Annotated in this window: 16 protein-coding genes; 5 read left to right on the top strand and 11 right to left on the bottom strand. The window is 72.3% G+C overall.

Translation table 11 applies throughout. The features are described 5' to 3' along the window. The first annotated feature begins 62 nt into the window (after positions 1 to 62). Positions 63 to 1,271 carry a PucR family transcriptional regulator gene (locus AC1P0E_RS28205; RefSeq protein ID WP_482744914.1) on the top strand — a complete coding sequence of 403 codons (1,209 nt, stop codon included), beginning with the start codon at positions 63 to 65 and terminating at the stop codon, positions 1,269 to 1,271. A 164-nt stretch (positions 1,272 to 1,435) separates the two neighbouring features. Here the strand turns inward: AC1P0E_RS28205 and AC1P0E_RS28200 are convergent, their stop codons facing one another. Beyond that, positions 1,436 to 2,569, bottom strand: coding sequence for a glycerate kinase (locus tag AC1P0E_RS28200; protein WP_482744913.1), 1,134 nt, complete (start codon positions 2,567 to 2,569; stop codon positions 1,436 to 1,438). 333 nt (positions 2,570 to 2,902) lie between these two features. On the opposite strand from AC1P0E_RS28200, the gene AC1P0E_RS28195 reads away from it, so the two are divergent. Further along, complete coding sequence (locus AC1P0E_RS28195) at positions 2,903 to 3,964, top strand: ADP-ribosylglycohydrolase family protein (RefSeq protein ID WP_482744912.1); 1,062 nt, start codon at positions 2,903 to 2,905, stop codon at positions 3,962 to 3,964. Positions 3,965 to 4,159: 195 nt separating this feature from the next. Next, on the top strand, positions 4,160 to 5,362 hold the full coding sequence (locus AC1P0E_RS28190; RefSeq protein WP_482744911.1) for a hypothetical protein: 1,203 nt from the start codon (positions 4,160 to 4,162) through the stop codon (positions 5,360 to 5,362). A 111-nt stretch (positions 5,363 to 5,473) separates the two neighbouring features. Here the strand turns inward: AC1P0E_RS28190 and AC1P0E_RS28185 are convergent, their stop codons facing one another. The 9 genes from AC1P0E_RS28185 to AC1P0E_RS28145 form a co-directional block, all read right to left on the bottom strand. Further along, positions 5,474 to 6,667 carry a serine hydrolase domain-containing protein gene (locus AC1P0E_RS28185; RefSeq protein WP_482744910.1) on the bottom strand — a complete coding sequence of 398 codons (1,194 nt, stop codon included), beginning with the start codon at positions 6,665 to 6,667 and terminating at the stop codon, positions 5,474 to 5,476. Positions 6,668 to 6,869: 202 nt separating this feature from the next. After that, a complete protein-coding gene (locus AC1P0E_RS28180; RefSeq protein ID WP_482744909.1) occupies positions 6,870 to 7,370 on the bottom strand; it encodes a methylated-DNA--[protein]-cysteine S-methyltransferase in 501 nt (166 codons plus the stop codon). Between the two features lie 10 nt (positions 7,371 to 7,380). After that, entirely contained in the window at positions 7,381 to 8,844 is a 1,464-nt protein-coding gene (locus AC1P0E_RS28175; RefSeq protein ID WP_482744908.1) for an AlkA N-terminal domain-containing protein, read from the bottom strand. A gap of 50 nt (positions 8,845 to 8,894) precedes the next feature. Then, the gene (locus AC1P0E_RS28170; protein ID WP_482744907.1) at positions 8,895 to 9,449 is read right to left on the bottom strand and encodes an O-acetyl-ADP-ribose deacetylase; all 555 of its coding nucleotides are present in this window, start codon (positions 9,447 to 9,449) and stop codon (positions 8,895 to 8,897) included. Between the two features lie 34 nt (positions 9,450 to 9,483). Continuing rightward, positions 9,484 to 10,899 carry a phytoene desaturase family protein gene (locus AC1P0E_RS28165; RefSeq protein ID WP_482744906.1) on the bottom strand — a complete coding sequence of 472 codons (1,416 nt, stop codon included), beginning with the start codon at positions 10,897 to 10,899 and terminating at the stop codon, positions 9,484 to 9,486. Between the two features lie 126 nt (positions 10,900 to 11,025). Then, positions 11,026 to 11,859: an inositol monophosphatase family protein gene (locus tag AC1P0E_RS28160; protein WP_482744905.1), complete on the bottom strand. Its 834-nt coding sequence runs from the start codon at positions 11,857 to 11,859 to the stop codon at positions 11,026 to 11,028. Between the two features lie 50 nt (positions 11,860 to 11,909). Next, a complete protein-coding gene (locus tag AC1P0E_RS28155) occupies positions 11,910 to 13,721 on the bottom strand; it encodes a gamma-glutamyltransferase family protein (RefSeq protein WP_482744904.1) in 1,812 nt (603 codons plus the stop codon). Between the two features lie 35 nt (positions 13,722 to 13,756). Further along, a complete protein-coding gene (locus tag AC1P0E_RS28150) occupies positions 13,757 to 14,425 on the bottom strand; it encodes a response regulator (RefSeq protein ID WP_482745933.1) in 669 nt (222 codons plus the stop codon). A gap of 5 nt (positions 14,426 to 14,430) precedes the next feature. Next, a complete protein-coding gene (locus tag AC1P0E_RS28145) occupies positions 14,431 to 15,621 on the bottom strand; it encodes a sensor histidine kinase (protein WP_482744903.1) in 1,191 nt (396 codons plus the stop codon). Between the two features lie 169 nt (positions 15,622 to 15,790). On the opposite strand from AC1P0E_RS28145, the gene AC1P0E_RS28140 reads away from it, so the two are divergent. Together AC1P0E_RS28140 and AC1P0E_RS28135 are read left to right on the top strand one after the other, a co-directional pair. Then, positions 15,791 to 16,780 carry a carboxymuconolactone decarboxylase family protein gene (locus AC1P0E_RS28140; RefSeq protein ID WP_482744902.1) on the top strand — a complete coding sequence of 330 codons (990 nt, stop codon included), beginning with the start codon at positions 15,791 to 15,793 and terminating at the stop codon, positions 16,778 to 16,780. Beyond that, positions 16,777 to 17,616 (top strand): class I SAM-dependent methyltransferase, encoded by an 840-nt coding sequence (locus tag AC1P0E_RS28135; protein ID WP_482744901.1) that lies wholly within the window; start codon positions 16,777 to 16,779, stop codon positions 17,614 to 17,616. The genes AC1P0E_RS28140 and AC1P0E_RS28135 overlap by 4 nt, the downstream gene beginning before the upstream one ends. Here the strand turns inward: AC1P0E_RS28135 and AC1P0E_RS28130 are convergent. Next, positions 17,613 to 19,178, bottom strand: coding sequence for an NCS1 family nucleobase:cation symporter-1 (locus AC1P0E_RS28130; protein WP_482744900.1), 1,566 nt, complete (start codon positions 19,176 to 19,178; stop codon positions 17,613 to 17,615). The genes AC1P0E_RS28135 and AC1P0E_RS28130 overlap by 4 nt on opposite strands. Between the last annotated feature and the right edge of the window lie 40 nt (positions 19,179 to 19,218).

Raw genomic sequence — 19,218 nt, 5'->3', positions numbered from 1 at the left:
GCGCACAACACTGCGTGTCAGGGGGCTGTCGGACAGGCCCTGCTCGTGACACGCTCCGGCCCATGAGTGGCCGCAGAGCACGTACGGGGCACGACTGGGCGGTGCTGACCGAGGCATGTACGGCGCTGCTCGACCGGCTGCCGGACCTGGTGGATCAGCATTTGCGCGAGCTGCACGCGCACTCGCCGCTGTACACCCGGGTCCTGTCGCAGGACCAGCACTGGCAGGAGACCGAGAAGGCGATGCGGATCGGCATCGAGGCGATCTCCGCGCCGAAGACGCAGCCGCGCCGCGATCTGGAGTACGCGGAGTGGACGGGCCGGCGCCGGGCGCAGCAGGGCTTTCCGCTGGAGTTGCTGGTGCATTCCTACCGGCAGGCGGGCTACCTGATCTGGGACGCGCTGCTGGAGGGTGCGGAGGGCCCGGAGGGCGGTGATCCGGAGAAGCTCGCGGTGCTGATGCGGGCGGCGACGACGGTGTTCGCGGCGGTGGACGCGGAGACGGCGACGGCCACGGAGGCGTACCGCGCGACCGAGGCGGAGCTGCGCCACCGCACGGACGAGCGGCTTCAGGCGCTCCTCGACGCCCTGCTGGAGGGCAAGGAATCCCCTGGTCTCGCGGCCCGCGCCGCGGCCGGTCTCGATCTGCCGGAGCAGGGCCGGTACGCGGTGGTGGTGCTGCGGCTGGAGCGGCGGGACGGGCGAGAGCCCTTTCACCGGCGTATCCAGGGCGCCGGGATGCGGTTCATCTGGCGGATGCGTACGGACTGCGAGGTGGGGGTGGTCTCGCTGGGCGAGGAGACGAATCTGGCCGACCTGTCGGAGCTGCTGGCGGCACGCTGTCCGGGGCCCGGCGGGATCAGCCCGGTGGTGGACGGCCTCGCCGGGCTGGGCCGGGCCCGCCGGCTGGCGGACCTGGCCCTGCGGACGTGTGCGCCGGACGCCACCGGCATCGTACGGCTCGACGAGCGGATGCCGACGGCGCTGGTGGTGAGCCAGCCGGAGCTGGCGGAGCGGCTGGTGAAGGACGTGTTCGGCAACCTGATGGGGCTGGACCCGGCGGACCGGGTGGTGCTGCTGGAGACGCTGGACGCGTGGCTGAACTGCGAGGGGTCGGCGGGGCGGACGGCGGGGCGGCTCTACTGCCACCGCAATACGGTGTTCAACCGGCTTCGGAGGCTTGAGCAGTTGACGTCACGTTCGTTGTCGCGGCCGCGCGACCTGATCGAGATGACGCTGGCTCTGGACGCGTTCCGGCTGTCCGGCGCGTGACGCACGCGGCGAGCGGCGTCCGGCCCACCAGCAGGCCGAAGGCGGCGGTTCTGCGGGGGCGGCTCGAAAGTGAGCCGCCCCCGGGAGAACAAGTCCGTCCGGCGTTTGCGGACACACCCGTGGGGCGTCCGGGGACCTGCCCCCGGCACCCGCCCCCGGCGCCGTCAGGTCAGGAAGTCGCGGGCGATGTTCTCCGCCACCCGTTCCAGCAGCGGTCCCGCCTCCGCCATGGAGCGGGCCGGGTCCGGCTCCAGGTCGGCCAGGGCGTACGCGCGGCGGATGCCCGCCGCGCCGAGGACCTCGGGCCGCAGGGCCAGGCGGCCGCAGACCGCGATGACCTCGACGTTCTTCGCGCGCGCCGCCGCCGCCACACCCGCCGGAGCCTTGCCGTGCAGAGTCTGCGCGTCGAGCGAGCCCTCACCGGTGATGACCAGCGTCGCCCGGGACAGCGCCTCGGCGAAGCCCAGGACGTCGAGCATGACCTCGATGCCGGGGCGGAAGCTCGCGCCGAGCGCGATCAGCGCGCCGTAGCCGATGCCGCCCGCCGCGCCCGCGCCGGGCGAATCCTCGTACTGCGGACCGAGTACGGACGCGTAGTGCGCCAGGGCCGCGTCGAGCGTGGCCACGTCCTCCTCGGTGGCGCCCTTCTGGGGGCCGTACACCGCCGCCGCGCCCTTCGGGCCCGTCAGAGGGTTGTCCACGTCGCTGGCCAGGACCAGGTCCACGTCGGCCAGACGCGGGTCCAGGCCGGACAGGTCGGCGCTCGCCAGGTCACGCAGTGCGCCGCCGCCGGGACCGACGGGCTCGCCCGCCGCGTCCAGGAAGCGCGCGCCGAGCGCGGCCAGCATGCCCGCGCCGCCGTCGGTGGTGGCGCTGCCGCCGACGCCGAAGACGATCGTGCGGGCGCCCGCGTCGAGCGCGGCGCGCAGCAGTTCGCCGGAGCCGTACGTCGTCGCGGTGAGCGGCGCGAATACGCCCTCGGGGAGGTGCTGGAGGCCCGACGCCTCCGCCATTTCGACCACGGCGGTGCCGTCGCGCAGCGCGAACGCCGCCGTGAGCTGCTCGCCGAGCGGTCCGGTGACCCGTACCTCCCGGCGTTCGAACCCGGCCGCGACCGCCGCGGCCACCGTGCCGTCGCCGCCGTCGGCGACGGGCAGAGCCTCGACGACAACGTCGGGGACGACCCGCCGCAGCCCGGCCGTCACCCGCTCCGCGACCTGTACGGCCGTGAGCGAGCCCTTGAACTTGTCCGCCGCGACGAGCACGCGGGCGGTCTCAGTTACTGCTCCGTCCGTCACCTTGCTATCCCTTGCTTTCGAACAGGCAGTCGCGCCGCCCCGACCATATCCGCAGATAGGGCCCCCTGCCCATGGGTGTCCAGCTCGGTCCGGCGCCCCGGTCGGCGTGCCAACCTGATTTGTCATCTTTTAGCGCCCATAGTGGGTCGTCATGCGCACCGACCTGATCGAACGGCATCACTCAATCGGCGGCGGCTCCGGCCACCAGGGCGGCCACCCGTGCCCGCGTGCAACGCCTCATTCCGCACCCCACCCCTTTCACCCCTCTCGCATACCAGTGAAAACTGCATAAATCTCCCATGTCCGGCCATCGGAAGCGGGTAGACCCGACGCATGACGCCACACAGCACGCACACGGCCGACCGGATTCTCGGCGGCTGGCTGGGCAGAATCGCCGGCAACATGCTCGGCAAGCCCGTGGAGCGCGGCGACTACTGGACGCGGGCGCGCATCGACCGCTATCTGCGTCTGACCGGCGCACTCCCCCTCACGGACTACCTGCCCGAGCCCCCGCCCGCCACGGACGGTTTCGAACTGCGGCCCGAATGGCGGCACTGCGTGCGCGGGCGGATCAGCGGCAGTTGCCGGGACGACGACATCGACTACGCGATCCTCGGTCTGCACCTGCTGGAGACCCACGGCTTCGCTTTCACCACCGAGGAGGTCGGCGAACTGTGGCTGCTGCGCCTGCCGTATCTGCAGACCTTCACCGCCGAGCGGGCGACGTACCGGAATCTCGCGAACGGGCTGCGGCCGCCGCTGACCGCCACCTTCGAGAACCCGTACCAGGAGTGGATCGGCGCCCTCATCCGCGCCGACATCTTCGGCTGGACCAACCCCGGCGATCCGCACCGCGCGTCCGCCCTGGCCCGCCGCGACGCGGTGCTCTCGCACACCGGCAACGGCGTGTACGGCGCGATGTGGGCGGCCGCGCTGATCGCCGCCGCGTTCACCGCGTCCGGGCCGCGCGCCGCGCTGGAGTCGGCGCTGGAGCACGTGCCCGCGAGCAGTCGCCTCGCCCGTACGGTCCGTCACACACTCGCCCTGCACGCGGCCGGCGCGGCCTGGGAGGACACGCTCAGCGAGCTGGAGCGGGGGACGGGCGGGCTCGGCTGGATCCACGTCGTCCCGAACGCCGCCGTCATCACGGCCGGACTGCTGTACGGCGACGGCGACTTCACCCGGACCATCGCGTTCACCGTGCGCGGCGGCCTGGACACCGACTCCAACGGCGCGACGGCGGGCTCGGTGGCCGGAGTGCTGTGCGGGGCGGCGGGGATCGGCGGGCAGTGGACGGAGCCGCTGGAGGACACGGTGCGCAGCGCCGTGTTCGGCTTCGACGGCGTACGGATCACCGAACTGGCCCACCGCACGGCGCGGCTGGTGCTCGGCTGAATCAAGTCTGTCCGTCAACCCGCCCGGCCCCTACGGTCTGTTGCCTCAGTGCCTTCACCCGGTGTTGCACCGGAGTGCACCGAGCGGACCACAGCGCGGCCTAACGTGCCTGGCATCCCCCGCTTCTTCGTTCCGTCTCGTTCTGTCTCGTTCCGCTTCGTTCCGCTTCGTTCCCCGACGAAATCTGGAGAGCCCATGCGACGCACACTCGCCTGCGGAGTCCTGACTGTCCTGGCCGCTGGGGCCCTTGTGGCCCAGGGCTCCATCGCGGCCGGAGCCGAGGAACCGTCCGGACCGACGGCGGCGGCCTCTGGAAGACACCTGCCCACCGAGATAAAGGGCGGCGCGTGGAAAGCGGGGCACGTGCAGGGTGTGGCGGTGGACCGCCACAAGGGCTTCATGTACTTCTCCTTCACCAACCTCCTCGTCAAGACTGATTTGCGCGGCAATCCGGTGGGGTCCGTATCCGGCTTCACCGGACATCTCGGCGATCTGGACTTCAACGCGAAGGACGGCCGGGTCTACGGCTCGCTGGAGTACAAGTCGGCGAAGGCGTTCTACATCGCGATCCTCGACGTGGACCGCATCGACCGCATGGGCATGGACGCGCGCACCAGCGACGTCGTGTCGACGGTCCACCTCCAGGAGGTCGTGGACGACTACACGGCCGACATGAACGGCGACGGGAAGTTCGACGGTGACACCGCGAACACCCCCGACCACCGGTACGGGTGCAGCGGGATCGACGGAGTGGCCTTCGGGCCCGAGCTCGACCGCGGCGGCCGCCCCAAGCGCGGCAAGCAGGTCCTGACGGTCGCGTACGGCATCTACTCGAACGTCAAGCGGCAGGACAACGACCACCAGGTCCTGCTCCAGTACGACGTGCGGAAGTGGCACAAGTACGAGCGCCCGCTGCCGGAGAGCGCGCCGCACACCAGCGGTCCGTCCGACGTCGACGGCAAGTACTTCGTACGCACCGGCAACACCCGGTACGGCGTACAGAATCTGGAGTACGACGAGCACACGGGCAACTGGCTGATGGCCGTCTACAAGGGCGCGAAGCCGCAGTTCCCCAACTACTCGCTCTTCATCGCCGACGGTTCGAAGCGGCCGGAGACCGGGCCGGTCACCGGTCAGCCGAGGCCGGAGCGCGGCGAGCTGCTGCCGTTGCTCCGCAAGGGGCTGCACCACGAGGCGTCGGGGACGTACGGGTGGGAGTCCGGAGGGCAGTACGGTCTGATCTCGCTCGACGACGGCCGGTACTACCTGGTGGAGGCCGGCACGGTGGTGGAGGACGGAGTGACGAAGCAGACCGCGCGGGCGGTGCTGCACCGCTGGACGGGACGGCCCCCGACCCCGTTCGCCAAGGTCACGGGAGCGGCTGCCGAAGGGAGTTGACCCAGGGCGGGGGGCGGGGCCCGTGTCCGCCTCGGGCGAGCACGTCGTCCCGTTCCCCCGCTCCGGTCTCCGACGGCGGCCGCGCCGGGCCACCGTCGGAGGCGTGTCGCCTCAGCGGCGGAGCAGCTCGCAGACGAAGTCCTCCTGGACGTCGCGCATCTGTGCCACGAGGTCCGGTGTGGTGGCCTCACCGAGCTGGGTGGTGAGGGAGACCGTCACGGAGCGCTTGCCGTCGGGCGTGGCCGCCGCGAACTGGGTGTAGCCGAGGATGGTGCCCGTGTGGCCGTAGACCACGCCGCAGCGGGTCTTGTAGCGGAACAGCGCCAGGCCGGCCTTGTTGTGGCCGGGACCGGGGTTCACGGAGGAGCCTTCGACCCACTTCGTCTGCTGCTTGCGGGTCTTCTCCGACACGAGAGCGCCGCCCGCGTAGGCGCGCATGAAGGCGTTGAGGTCGTTGGGGGTGGAGACCATCCCGCCGGACGCCCACACGGCCGACATGCTGACGGCGGTGCTGACGTCCTGCGGCTCCCCCTGTTCGAAGACGTAACCGTGCAGATGGGGCCTGGGCAGCAGGTAGCCGCGCGGCAGGCTGGTGTTGCTCAGTCCGAGCGGCCGGTAGACCAGCCGGTGCAGCAGTTCCTCGTACGGACGGCCCGTCACCGCCTCCGCCATCAGAGCCACGGCGATGTTGTCGGAGTTGGAGTACCGGTAGCGCGAGCCCGGCCGGAAGCGCAGGGGCTCGTCGGCGACGAAGTCCAGCAGCCGTCGCGAGTCGACCTCCCGGCGCGGGTCGGCCTGGAGCCGCTCCAGGAACGCGTCGTCCTCGCTGAAGTCGGGCAATCCACTGGTGTGCTGGAGGAGCTGGCGGAGTGTCACCTTGTGCCAGGCCCTGGGCAGGCGGGGCAGCCGTTTGCCGATCGTGTCGTCGAGCCGCAGCTTGCCGCGGTCGACGAGCTGGAGCGCGACGGCCCCGCTGAACGCCTTGGCGATGCTGGCCAGACGCATGTGGTCGGAGGGCTGCGGCGGCCGCCCGGACCGCACGTCCGCCACACCGGCGCGGTAGACCTTCACGTCCTTGCCCCGCTGGAGCAGGGCGATGGCTCCGGGCGGACCCTCCGGGGCTCGCACCAGGCCCTCCAGGGCCGCGCGCAGTTCGCGGTCGCCGCGCTCGTCCGGACGCTGGCCGTCGGCCCGCGCCGGCCCGGCGAGGAGGCCGAGCGTGCAGGCCCCGGCCGCGATCAGGGCGGCGGCGGGTCTCAGTCGGAATCGGACGGGGTGATCGCGGCGGGTGGGTGCTGACGGCATGCCGGCGTACCTCCTGGAAGTCGTCGCGCCCGGCACCTGCCGGGTCGCTCAGGGTCAGCATCGGGCGACCTCCGCGGCAGCGCCCCGCCTGGTAGGCCGTCTGGCCCGGTGCGGGTACACCGGTCGACGCCCGCCGCCTCGCCCGGACCACCGGCACGGCGCCCGTCGGCGGCAGCCCGCGCGGCACGCGCTCCAAGGCGCGTCAGAAGAGCCGGTCGTCGGCGGGCCCCGGCCCGCCCGCCTCGAACGCCAGCAGCCTCCGCTTGCGCTCCAGCCCGCCGCCGTAGCCGGTGAGGCTCCCCGCCGCGCCGATGACCCGGTGGCACGGCACGATGATGCCGACCGGGTTCTTGCCGTTGGCGAGGCCCACCGCCCGGGAGGCCGCCGGATTGCCGAGGCGCTCGGCCAGTTCGCCGTACGTCCAGGTCTCGCCGTACGGGATCCGCTGGAGCTGCGCCCAGACGCTGCGCTGGAACGGCGTGCCGTCGAGGCTCAGCTCCAGGTCGAACTCCTTCAGCCCGCCCGCGAAGTACGCGTCGAGCTGACGGACGACCTCCCTCAGCATCCCTGACGTCCGTTCACCGAAGGACTCCTCCGGCGGCCGGTGGCGCTGGTCCTTCATGTACAGGCCCGACAGCATGCCGTCCGTCGCGACCAGCGTCAGCGGACCGTACGGGCTGTCAACCACACTGTGCTTCTTCATGGTCACGTCCTCAAACCGGAAGGTTGTTGATGGGGTGGTCGCCGGTCGCCCACAGGTACTGGACGGCGTACGCCCGCCACGGCCGCCAGGCCGCCGCCCGCGCCGTGAACGCCGCCGGGGTCGACGGCAGCCCCAGCTCCTGCGCGGCACGCCGGATCCCCAGGTCCGTCGGCAGGAACGCGTCCGGGTCCCCGAGCGCGCGCATCGCGATGACCTCGACCGTCCAGGGCCCGAAGCCGGGCAGCGTCACGAGCTGGGCGCGGGCCCGCTCCCAGTCACTGTCGACGCCGAGCTTCAGGCTGCCGTCGGCGAGCGAGGAGACCAGCGTCGTCAAAGTGGTGCGGCGGCTGCGCGGCAGGGCGAGCGACTCCGGGTCGAGCGCGGCCAGGCGGGCCGGGTCCGGGAAGAGGTGGGTGAGCCCGCCCGCCGGGTCGTCGACCGGTGTGCCGTGCGCGGTGACCAGGCGGGCCGCGTGCGTACGGGCCGCGGCCGTCGAGACCTGCTGGCCGAGCACCGCGCGTACCGCGAATTCCGCCGCGTCGGTCGTACGCGGCACTCTGCGTCCCGGGGCCTTGTCGACGAGCGGGGCGAGCAGCGGGTCGGTGCGCAGCTGGTCGTCGATGGCGACCGGGTCGGCGTCGAGGTCGAGCAACCGGCGGCAGCGGCTGATCGCGATGGTCAGATCGCGCAGGTCGGTGAGGGACAGGAGGCAGCCGATGTGGTCGGGGTGCGGCGTGAACGTGGCGATGCCGTGGCCGTACGGGAGGGCGAGCGTGCGGCGGTAGGAGCCGTCGCGCCACTCCTCCACGCCCGGTACGGCGGTCGCTGCGAGGTGGCCGAAGAGGTTGGTGGGGTTCAGCGGGGCGCGGAACGGCAGCCGAAGGGAGATCGCGCCGGGGGTCTGCGGCTGCTTCCTGCCGCGGCTGCGCAGTTCGCCGGGCGACAGGGCGAAGACCTCGCGGACGGTGTCGTTGAAGGTACGTACGGACGAGAATCCGGCGGCGAACGCCACGTCCGCCATGGGCAGTGGGGTCGTCTCGATGAGCACGCGGGCCGTCTGGGCTCGCTGCGCGCGGGCGAGGGCGAGCGGCCCCGCGCCCAGTTCGGCCAGCAGCTGCCGTTCGACCTGGCGGGTGCTGTAGCCGAGGCGGGCGGCGAGTCCCGGCACGCCTTCGCGGTCGACGACACCGTCGCTGATCAGGCGCATCGCGCGGGCGACGATGTCGGCGCGGGCGTTCCACTCCGGGGAGCCCGGGCTGGTGTCGGGCCGGCAGCGCTTGCAGGCCCGGAACCCGGCCTGCTGGCAGGCTGCCGCGCTCGGGTAGAAGGTCATGTTCTCGACCTTGGGCGGCACGACCGGGCAGCTGGGGCGGCAGTAGATCCGGGTGGTCACGACCGCGATGAAGAACCAGCCGTCGAAGCGCGAGTCCTTGGACTGGACTGCGCGTACGCAACGCTCGGTGTCGGTGTGCATGGCTCAAGCATCGGGCACGCCGCACTCCTGCGGCTGGCGAGAATCCGACATCAACGTGCGGCTGCCAGGGCCGTTTCGAACGCCTCGTACGCGGCCTCGTCGAAGAGCACGAACCGTACCTCGGCGACGGACCCGCCGGCCGCCTCCCGGACCGTACGGACGGCGATGCGCGCGCCGTCGTCCATCGGCCACCGGAAGATTCCGGTCGAGATGGCGGGGAAGGCGACGCTCACCGCGCCCAGCTCCCGCGCCACGCGCAGCGATTCGCGGTAGCAGGAGGCGAGCAGCTCGGACTGGTCCTGGTCGGGCTGCCAGACGGGCCCGACCGTGTGGATCACCCTCCCCCATAGCCTTAAGGGCATGGGAGGTACCCCCTTGGCGTCCAGCCGTCCCGCCGTCGTCGCGACGGCCCGACCCGTCGGCAGTCCTTTTCCGTACTGGGAGGCCCGCAGGCGGCGGCAGTCCGCCAGGATCGCGGGGCCGCCCTTGCGGTGGATCGCGCCGTCGACGCCGCCGCCACCGAGCAGGGACGAGTTGGCGGCGTTGACGATGGCGTCCACGTGCTGCTCGGTGATGTCACCGCGTACGAGAGTGATGGCCGTCATGAAGCCCATCCTCTCCTGCCGCTCAACCGCTCCTTCAGGCCGCGCGCAACCGCCGCCAGACCGCCTTCGCCGCGTTGTGCCCCGACATGCCGTGCACGCCGGGTCCCGGCGGAGTCGCGGACGAACAGATGAAGACCGCCGGATGCGGGGTCGCGTACGGGAAGAGAGACGCCTTCGGCCGCAGCATCAGCTGAAGTCCCGACGCCGCGCCGCAGGCGATGTCCCCGCCGATGTAATTGGCGTTGCGGGCGGCCAGTTGGGGGGGCCCGGCGGTCGCCCGGGCGAGCACGCGGTCGCGGAAGCCCGGCGCGAAGCGCTCGATCTGCCGCTCGATCGCCTCGGTCAGGTCGCCTTCCCAGGCGTGCGGGACATGTCCGTACACCCAGAAGACGTGCTTGCCCTCGGGGGCGCGGGACGGGTCGACCAGGCTCGGCTGAGCGGCGATCAGGAACGGCGTCTCGGGAGCCGTACCGCCCGCTGCCTGCTTCAGCGCGGTGCCGATCTCGCCGCTGGTGGGCCCGACTTGGACGGTGCCGGCCCGCCGGGCTTCTTCCGCCGTCCAGGGCACGGGCCCGTCCAGGGCGTAGTCGATCTTGAACACGCTCGCGCCGTAGCGGTACTTCTCGTACGCCCGCCCGAGACCGGCGATCCGCGCCAGGGCCGTCGGTGACGTGTCGAAGACGTACGCACGCGCGGGCGGCAGGTCGTCCAGCCGCTTGACCTCGAAGCCGGTGTGCACCACGCCTCCGAGATCCCGCAGATACGCCGCGAGCGCGTCCGAGACCGACTGCGACCCGCCCCGTGGCATCGGCCAGCCACCGGCGTGCGCGGCAAGGGCGAAAACCAGCCCGACAGCGCTCGTCGCGAGACCGCCGAGCGGCGCTATGACATGCGCGACGAGCCCGGCGAACAGCGCCCGCGCCTTGTCGTCCCGGAACCGTCGCATCAGCCACGTACTGGGCGGCAGCCCGTCGACGCCGAAGCGGGCCAGGGTGAGCGGGTCGCGGGGCAGCGCGCTGTAGGGCAGCGACATGAAGTCCTTGGCCAGCGTGTCCCACTTCGCCACGTAGGGCGCGACCAGCCGCCGGTACGTCCCGGCGTCCCGCGCACCGAACGAAGCGGCGGTCTCCGCGACCGACCTCGACAGCACAGCGGCCGTGCCGTCGTCCCAGGGGTGGGCCATGGGCAGCTCCGCGTGCAGCCACTCCAGCCCGTACCGGTCCAGTGGCATGGCCTTGAAGGCCGGCGAGCCCGCGCCCAGCGGGTGCACGGCGGAACAGGGGTCGTGCCGGAAGCCGGGGAGCGTGAGCTCCTCGGTCCTGGCGCCGCCACCCACCGTGTCCAGCGCCTCGAACACCTCCACCGAGAAGCCCCGGCGGGCCAGTTCGACAGCGGCGGTCAGTCCGTTGGGCCCCGCCCCTACTACGACGGCATCGAGCATCGACGGCACCTTCGGACTCCTTCGTCAGCCGATGGCCAAGAGCCCCAGGATATTCCTGGCCACGGGGGCGCGGACGCCGGGAGGGGTGGGTGGCCGGAAGTACACACCCGGCCCGCCGTCACACCCGGCCCGCCCTCACGCCGGCCCGCCATCACGCCGCCCGCCACTGAGCAGTCCGACCACCCTGGCGACCGTGGCCGCGTCCCGCGCGGCCGTGAACGGCAGGGCATTGCCGCCCGTCAGCCGGAAGCTCTCGCCCGCGACGGTCGCGTGCGAACCGCCCGCCTCGCCGACCAGCAGCAACCCCGCCGCGTGATCCCAGGCCAGCTCCCACGAGAACGCCACCGCGTCCAGGTCTCCCCTGGCCACCGCCAGATACTCGAGCCCGGCCGACCCACAGGGCCGCGCGTCGACGCCCTTCACATTGAGCCGCAGCAGCGCCGCCTTCTCCTGCTCCGTCGTGAAGTCCGGATGGGACGTGGCGACCTTCAGCGTCGCGCCCGTACCCGGGACTCCCGCCCGCAGCACCTCGCCGTTCAGCCGGGCCCCGCCGCCGCGCACCGCGACGGCCATCTCGTCGAGCACGGGCGCGTACGTCCACGAGGCGAGCACCTCGCCCCGGTGCGCGAGGGAGACCAGCGTGCAGAAACCCGCCTCGCCGCGCACGAACTGCCGGGTCCCGTCCACCGGATCAACGATCCACACCGGCGCGTCGCCGCTCAGCGCTTCGTACACCGCCGGGTCCTCGTGGACCGCCTCCTCCCCCACGACCACGGACCCCGGCAGCAGCCGGGTCAGGGACGCCGTGAGGTGCTCCTCGGCCTGCCGGTCCGCAATGGTGACCAGGTCGTGCGGCCCGGTCTTCTCGACGATCTCGTGCGCGGCGAGCTGCCGGTATCGCGGCAGGATCTCGGCGGCAGCCGCCTTGCGCACGGCCTCTTCGACGTCGGACAACTTGTCATCGATCATGTATCCAGCAAAGCACGACCCGCTGACAATGCGGGCAACTCGGGGTGCCGTCAGCGCCCGACCGCGTAACCCTGCATTCCTCTGGGGTTCGCCGCGGCGGACAGCACACCCGTCTTCGGGTCGCGCGCGACCGCGCACAGCCGTCCTTCCGACCAGGGCCCGCCGACGGTCACGTCGTGCCCCCGGCGACGCAGCTCCTCGACGACGCCCTCTTCCATGCGCGACTCGACGGTGACGCTCCCCGGCCGCATCCCGCGCGGATAAAAGGAGCCGGGGAAGGAGTCGTTGTGCCAGTTGGGGGCGTCGATGGCTCCTTGAAGATCTAGCCCACCGCGCACCGAGGCGCCGGCGAGCGCGACCGCGAGGAAGAAGTGCAACTGCCACTGATCCTGCTGGTCACCGCCCGGCGTACCGAAGGCCAGCACCGCCACCCCGTCCCGCAGCGCGAGCGACGGTGTGAGGGTGGTTCGCGGCCGCCGCCCCGGCGTCAGCGTATTCGGCAGCCCCTCGTCCAGCCACGTCATCTGGAGTCGCGTGCCGAGCGGGAACCCCAGCTCGGGAACCACCGGGTTGGACTGGAGCCAGCCGCCGCTCGGGGTGGCCGCGACCATGTTGCCCCAGCGGTCGACGACGTCCAGGTGGCAGGTGTCGCCGCGGGTCGTCCCGTCCCGGGCGACGGTCGGTTCGCCGGCGCCGTCGGCGGCCGGAATGCCCATGTCGTCGAATCCGGGCTTCCCCGTGGCGACGGCCAGCGCGTGGGCGCTCAGCACGGGCGTACGCCCCTCGGGGCTCCCGGGCCGCAGCTCCAGCGAGGCCTTGTCCCCCACGAGCGCCCGTCGCCCGGCGTTGTACGAGGCCGAAAGCAGGGCGTCCAGCGGCACATCGGCGGCGTCGCCGTACCAGGCCTCCCGGTCCGCCATCGCCAGCTTGCATCCCTCGATCAGCAGGTGCGTGTACTCGGCGGAGCCGTACGCGGGCAGCTCCGCCGGCAGCAGCGCGAGCTGCTGGAGGAAGGCGGGGCCCTGGCTCCAGCCGCCCGCCTTGCACAGCGTCCAGCCGTTCCAGTCGTACGTCGCGGGCGCCTCGTACGTCGCGGACCAGCCGGCCAGGTCGGCGGCGGTCAGCGTCCCCGTGTGCCGGGCGCCGGTGGTGTCCATGGTGGGGCGTGCGGCCTGCCGTACCAGCGCCTCGGCCACGAACCCCTCGCGCCACACCGCACGCGCCGCGTCGATCTGCGCCACCCGGCCCTCACCGCCCGCCGCCTCCGCCTCGGCGACCACGCGGCGCCAGGTCGCGGCGAGAGCGGGGTTGCGCAGCAGCTCGCCCGGGGCCGGCGACCTGCCGCCCGGCAGATACACCTCGGCGGAAGACGTCCACTCTTCCTCGAACAGGGCCCGTACCGTCTCCACGGTCTCACCGACCCGCTCGACCGGCGCGTGCCCGTCCTGCGCGTACCCGATGGCGTACCGCAGCACTTGGCGCAGCGACTTGGTGCCGTAATCCCGGAGCAGCAGCATCCACGCGTCGAACGCCCCCGGCACGGCGGCGGCCAGCGGCCCGGTCCCCGGCACGAGTTCCAGCCCCAGCGCCCGGTAGTGCCCAGCGCTCGCTCCCGCGGGGGCGGGCCCCTGCCCGCAGAGCACCCGCACCTGCCCACCGGCCGGCGCGAGGATGACCGGCACCTCTCCCGCGGGCCCGTTGAGGTGCGGCTCGACGACATGCAGGACGAAGCCGGCGGCGACGGCGGCGTCGTACGCGTTGCCGCCGTCCTCCAGGACCGCCATCGCGGACTGGGAGGCGAGCCAGTGCGTGGAGGACACCATGCCGAAGGTGCCTCGGAGAGTCGGGCGGGTGGTGAACATGCGGTGCGGCTCCGTCGCTTCGTGGTGTTCAGGGTTCAGGTCTGCGCCCCCTTGGGGCTCACCAACCCCGACTCGTAGGCGAAGACGACGAGCTGGGCGCGGTCGCGGGCGCCCAGTTTGATCATCGCGCGGCTGACGTGGGTCTTGGCGGTGAGGGGGCTGATCACCATGTGCCCGGCGATCTCCTCGTTCGTCAGACCGTGCGCGACCAGCGCCGCGACCTCGCATTCGCGCCGGGTGAGCGTCTCGAAGCCGGGGGCTGTGCGGCGGTCCGGCGGGCGGGCGACGAACTCGGTGATGAGGCGGCGGGTCACGGACGGCGAGAGCAGAGCGTCGCCGCGGGCCGCGATGCGGACGGCCTGGAGCAGCTCGGCCGGTTCGGTGTCCTTGAGCAGGAACCCCGCCGCCCCGGCGCGCAGCGCGTCGAACACGTACTCGTCCAGGCCGTAGTTGGTGAGGATGACGACGTGCACCCCGGCCAGCGCCGGGTCGGCGGCGATGCGGCGGGTCGTCTCGATGCCCGTCATCACCGGCATCTGTACGTCGACGAGCGCGACGTCCGGGGTGTGCAGGCGGGCGAGTTCGAGGCCCTGGCGGCCGTCGGCGGCCTCGGCGACGATCTCGATGTCCTCCTCGGCGGACAGCAGGGCGCGGAAACCCGCCCGCATGAGTGCCTGGTCGTCGACGATCAGCACCCGGATCACGTCGCTCACCGTACCCCCAGGGGAAGTTCGGCGCGTACGGAGAATCCGCCGCCGGGGCGCGGGGCCGCGTGCAGGGTGCCGCCGAGGGCGGTGACGCGCTCGCGCATGCCGGTCAGACCGTTGCCCGGGGACGGGGACGGGGACGGGGACGGGGACGGGGGCGGGGGCGGAGCCGGGGGCGGGCCGCCTCTCCCGCCCGTGACGGCGGGTCCTTCGTCCTCGACGTGCACGGACAAGTGGTCGGCGGCGTAGGAGAGTTGCACGGTCGCCGTCGCGCGCCCCGCGTGCCGGGCGACGTTGGTCAGGGCCTCCTGGACGATGCGGTACGCCGCCCGGTCGACGTCGTCGGGCAGCGCCCGCTCCGGCCCGGTGACGGTCACCGACGCCGCGAGTCCGGCCGCACGGGCCCGCTCGACGAGTTCGCCGAGCCTCGCGAGGCCGCTGCCGGGCGGTACGACATCCGTACGCAGCACCTCCAGCGTCGCCCGCAGCTCGCGCATCGCCTCACCGCTCGCCTCCTGGATGGCGAGCAGCGCGTCCGGCACGTCCTCGCCCCGCTTGCGCGCGAGATGGACGGCGACTCCCGCCTGGAGCTTGACGATCGAGATGGAGTGGGTGAGCGAGTCGTGCAGTTCGCGCGCGATCCGCAGCCGCTCCTCCCCCGCCCTGCGCAGCGCCGCCTCCTCCCTCGTACGTTCGGCCTCGGCCGCGCGCTGTTCGGTCTGGCGCAGGTACGCCTGCCAGTTCTTGTCGATGAGTCCGGTCACGCCGGCGCAGACGAACCAGCCGTGCAGCAGCAGCGTCCGCTCGACATCGCCCCCTGAGTCCGCGAAGAAGAAGCCCACCAGGAAGACGACGCTCACCCCGACCGCCGCCGCCCGGTGCCCGGCCCTGGTCACGGCGTGCACCCCGGCGATGACCGGGAAGGCGGCCGAAGTCCCCGGATTCGCGTGGACGACGTAACCGAGCATGCAGGCCGCGGTGAAGACCAGGGCCGGTACCGGGGCCCGGCGGTGGACCCCGAGTGCCAGCGACCCCGCGGTGATCAGGAGCACGTCGACAGCGCCGGGCGCGGGACCCGAAGTGGCGAAGGCCGCGAGCAGGACCGCGCCGCCGACGACGGCCGCAAATACCGTGTCGATGAGCTCTGTTCGCCAGGCGACCCGCTCCCGTTGCTCCTGCTGCTCCGCGCGCATGACCCGCACCCTAGACGCACCTCCCGGCCTCGCGCGTCCTCCGCGCAGACGGCTTTCGCGCTACTCCCGGGGAAGTAGGAGGGGCGCGGCAGTGGGGCCCCCGGCGCAGCCGGGAATGTCTCCGGCCGTACGACGACGGGGGCCCGGCCGGCGGGCGAGCATCGTCCCCATGACCGGACCTTTCCGCTACACCGATCCCGTACCTCCCAAGGCCGCGACCGGCGTCACCGCAGAGGTGTACGCCCAGCTGGCCACCGACTTCGGCATCGATGGCGCCTCGACCTTCGTCGTACTCTCCGCCGCGCCGCCCCTGCTGACCGGCGCCTGGGCACTGCTGCGCGAGTCACTGCTGGCCGGGCAGGCTTCCCGTACGGCGAAGCAGGTCGTCGCGGCCGGGGTGTCGCTCGCCAACCGCTGCCCCTTCTGCATCGACGCGCACACCGTGCTGCTGCACGCCACCGGCGACCACCGCCTCGCCGAGGTCATCTCGCGCGGCGAGACCCCCGCGGACCCCGGACACGCGGCGCTCCTCGCGTGGGCGAAGGCGACGCGGACGGGAGACGCGGGCGAACCGCCCTTCCCCGCAGCGCACGCACCCGAGTTCATCGGCACGGCGCTCGCCTTCCACTTCATCAACCGCATCGTTTCGTCGCTGCTGACGGAGAACATGCTCCCGGGCAACGCCCAGCGGTACCGCCTCGTGCGCTCGCTCGCCGGCCGCTCCCTGTCCCGCACGGTGCGCCGCGAGCTGAAGCCCGGAACCAGTCTGGGCCTGCTCGAGACGTCGGGCCCGGAGCCCGCCTGGGCGGCCGGTTCACCGGCAGGCACGGCCTACGCCGCACTCCGCGAGGCGGCGCGTATGGGCGCCGGGCTGCTGTCCGACGAGGACCAGGCGTATGTACGGGACGCGGTCGCGGCATCGGGCGGTGCGCATCCGCCGCTGAGCGGCGACTGGCTGCCCGGCCGGGACGACCGCCCCGGCGCGAGGCTCGCGCTGCTGGCCGCTGTCGCGCCGTACCGCATCACGGACGAGGACGTGGCGGCCTGGCGCGGCCCGCGGCACACCGACCACTGCCTGGTGCATCTGATCGCGTACGGCGGCATCACCGCCACCGAACACATCGAAGCCGCCCTCACCACCCACCGGGAGCACGTATGAACCCCGCAACCCGCACGACTGACGCAGCCGACGCGATCGCCGCCGCCTGGAACGGCCCGGTCGGCCGCCACTGGGCGGATCACCACGACCGGTACGACGCCATGCTGGCCGGCTTCGACGACGCCCTGTTCGGCGCGGCGGCGATCGGTGACCGGGACCGCGTCCTGGACATCGGCTGCGGCAGCGGCTGTACGACACGGGAAGCCGCGCGCCGGGCCCCGCACGGGCGCGTCGTGGGCGTGGACATCTCGGAGCCCCTGCTCGACCGGGCCCGTACCCTGTCGGACGGTCTTCCGCACGTCGGCTACGAGTCGGGGGACGCCCAGGCGCATCCCTTCCCGGCTTCCTCGTACGACGTCGTGATCAGCCGGGGCGGCGTGATGTTCTTCGCCGACCACACGGCCGCGTTCACGAACATCGCCGGCGCCCTGCGCCCCGGCGGCCGGCTCGCCCTCGTCTGTCCGCGATCCGCGTCTCCCGACACACAGGAGGCCACGACGCTCGGGCGACTGGCCTCACTGCTGGGCCAGGAGAAGGCGATCGGCGGCGGACTGGCGGAGGCGATGGCTTCCTTCTCGGAGCCCGCGCGCATCGAGGACGTACTGACCGGCGCAGGATTTTGTGGGATCACCGTGACTGCGGTGACTGAGGACACCCACTGGGGCAAGGACGCGGCGGACGCCGTGGACTTCTTCCTCTCCCGGACCCCGGACCGCACAGTCCCCGACGCGACCCGGGCGGCGATGCGAGAAGTGCTGCTGCCGTACGAGACGGAAAGGGGGGTCCTGCTGCGGGCCGGGGTCTGGGTGGTCACCGCCCATGCCGGCGTGAACTAGCCTGTCCGCGCGGTCCCCGGCCCTGTCGCCTTCCGGGACCGCGCGGACCACATCAGCCCGGTGTAGAGCGCCAGCGCACACCCGAGCCCCACCGCCCACCCGTAGTCCGCGAGCGGCCTCAGGAACGGAATCAGCCCGTCCGCCGGGAACGGCCCCTTCCCGGGCGCCGAGTGCGAGCCGCCGACCGCCAGGATGCCTCCCACCACGAACGCCGCCACCGCCCGCCAGTTCCACCCCGCCGTGTACCAGTACCGGCCCTCCGGCCGGTACAGGTCGGGCAGTTCCAGTACCGTCCGCCGGATGATCCAGTAGTCGGCGATCAGGATGCCCGCTACCGTACCGAGCAGACCGCCCACCACTCCCAGCCAGGTGAAGATGTACAGCTCCGGTGTGGCGGTCAGCTTCCACGGCATGATCAGTACGCCCACCACGCCCGTGATGAGCGCGCCGGTACGGAAGTTGATGACCTTCGGCGCCAGGTTCGCCAGGTCGTACGCCGGGGACACGACATTCGCCGCCAGATTCACCGAGATCGTCGCGATCAGCACTGTCACCAGCGCGAACAGCAGCCCGAAGACGTTGTCGGTCTTCGCGGCCAGCGCGACCGGGTCCCAGAGCGGCACGCCGTACACCGCCTGCGATCCCGACGTCACGAACACCGAAAGCAACGCGAACAGCGTCATCGTCGTCGGCAGGCCGAGCGACTGGCCCCAGATCTGCGCGCGTTGGCCGGACGCGAACCGCGTGAAGTCAGGAATGTTCAGGCTCAGCGTCGCCCAGAAGGCGATCATCCCCATCAGCGAAGGGAAGAAGACGGGCCAGAAGTCGCTTCCCCAGCCGAGCTTCGACGGCTGGTCGAGCAGCGGGCCGACGCCGCCCGCCTTCCAGGTGATCCACCCGAGCAGGGCCAGCGCGCCGACGATGACAAAGGGCGCCGCCCAGTTCTCGAAGCGCCGCAGTGCCTCCATCCCCCGGTAGATGATGGCGAGTTCGAGCGCCCAGAAGAGTACGAAACAGACCCACAGCGTCCAGGGCTGCCCGCCGATCCTCGACGCCTCCGCCCATCCGCCGAAGATCTTCCCCAGCAGGACGAAGATCCCCTGGCCCCCGATCCAGGTCTGGATGCCGAACCAGGCGCAGGCGACTCCCGCCCGGATCAGCGCGGGCAGGTTGGCCCCGCGCAGTCCGAAGGACGCCCGCGCGAGTACCGGGAAGGGGATGCCGTACTTCGGCCCGGCGTGACCGGTGAGCAGCATCGGCAGCAGCACGATCACGTTGGCCAGGGCGATCGTGAAGACCGCCTGTTTCCAGTCCATGCCGAGGGCGACGAGCCCCGAAGCGAGCATCCAGGAGGGGATGTTGTGCGCCATGCCGACCCACAGGGCCGCGAAGTTGTACGTCGTCCACCGGCGCCGTTCCACGGGCACGGGCAGCAGGTCGTCGTTGACGAAGCGGCTGTCGGAGCCGGCCGCGCCGGGCGCGAGCCCGACGCGGCCGTCCGGGTCGTCCGGGTCGGATATGGGGGCTGGGTGCGGGGAGTCGCTGGGGACGGTTGCGGTCATGGCGGCGGGACCCTTCGTCCGGGTTCGTGCGGTTCGTCCG

The organism is Streptomyces sp. TRD_SC_5 (genome assembly GCF_056836825.1).
This window is presented reverse-complemented; position numbering and strand designations above follow the sequence as displayed.

Excerpts from the sequence above, each read along its gene's own strand:
- AC1P0E_RS28190 (WP_482744911.1), top strand. The coding sequence starts at position 4,160 with ATGCGACGCACACTCGCCTGCGGAGTCCTGACTGTCCTGGCCGCTGGG.
- AC1P0E_RS28145 (WP_482744903.1), bottom strand. The coding sequence starts at position 15,621 with ATGCGCGCGGAGCAGCAGGAGCAACGGGAGCGGGTCGCCTGGCGAACA.
- AC1P0E_RS28180 (WP_482744909.1), bottom strand. The coding sequence starts at position 7,370 with ATGAAGAAGCACAGTGTGGTTGACAGCCCGTACGGTCCGCTGACGCTG.
- AC1P0E_RS28195 (WP_482744912.1), top strand. The coding sequence starts at position 2,903 with ATGACGCCACACAGCACGCACACGGCCGACCGGATTCTCGGCGGCTGG.
- AC1P0E_RS28140 (WP_482744902.1), top strand. The coding sequence starts at position 15,791 with ATGACCGGACCTTTCCGCTACACCGATCCCGTACCTCCCAAGGCCGCG.
- AC1P0E_RS28185 (WP_482744910.1), bottom strand. The coding sequence starts at position 6,667 with ATGCCGTCAGCACCCACCCGCCGCGATCACCCCGTCCGATTCCGACTG.
- AC1P0E_RS28205 (WP_482744914.1), top strand. The coding sequence starts at position 63 with ATGAGTGGCCGCAGAGCACGTACGGGGCACGACTGGGCGGTGCTGACC.
- AC1P0E_RS28175 (WP_482744908.1), bottom strand. The coding sequence starts at position 8,844 with ATGCACACCGACACCGAGCGTTGCGTACGCGCAGTCCAGTCCAAGGAC.
- AC1P0E_RS28160 (WP_482744905.1), bottom strand. The coding sequence starts at position 11,859 with ATGATCGATGACAAGTTGTCCGACGTCGAAGAGGCCGTGCGCAAGGCG.
- AC1P0E_RS28155 (WP_482744904.1), bottom strand. The coding sequence starts at position 13,721 with ATGTTCACCACCCGCCCGACTCTCCGAGGCACCTTCGGCATGGTGTCC.
- AC1P0E_RS28135 (WP_482744901.1), top strand. The coding sequence starts at position 16,777 with ATGAACCCCGCAACCCGCACGACTGACGCAGCCGACGCGATCGCCGCC.
- AC1P0E_RS28130 (WP_482744900.1), bottom strand. The coding sequence starts at position 19,178 with ATGACCGCAACCGTCCCCAGCGACTCCCCGCACCCAGCCCCCATATCC.
- AC1P0E_RS28170 (WP_482744907.1), bottom strand. The coding sequence starts at position 9,449 with ATGACGGCCATCACTCTCGTACGCGGTGACATCACCGAGCAGCACGTG.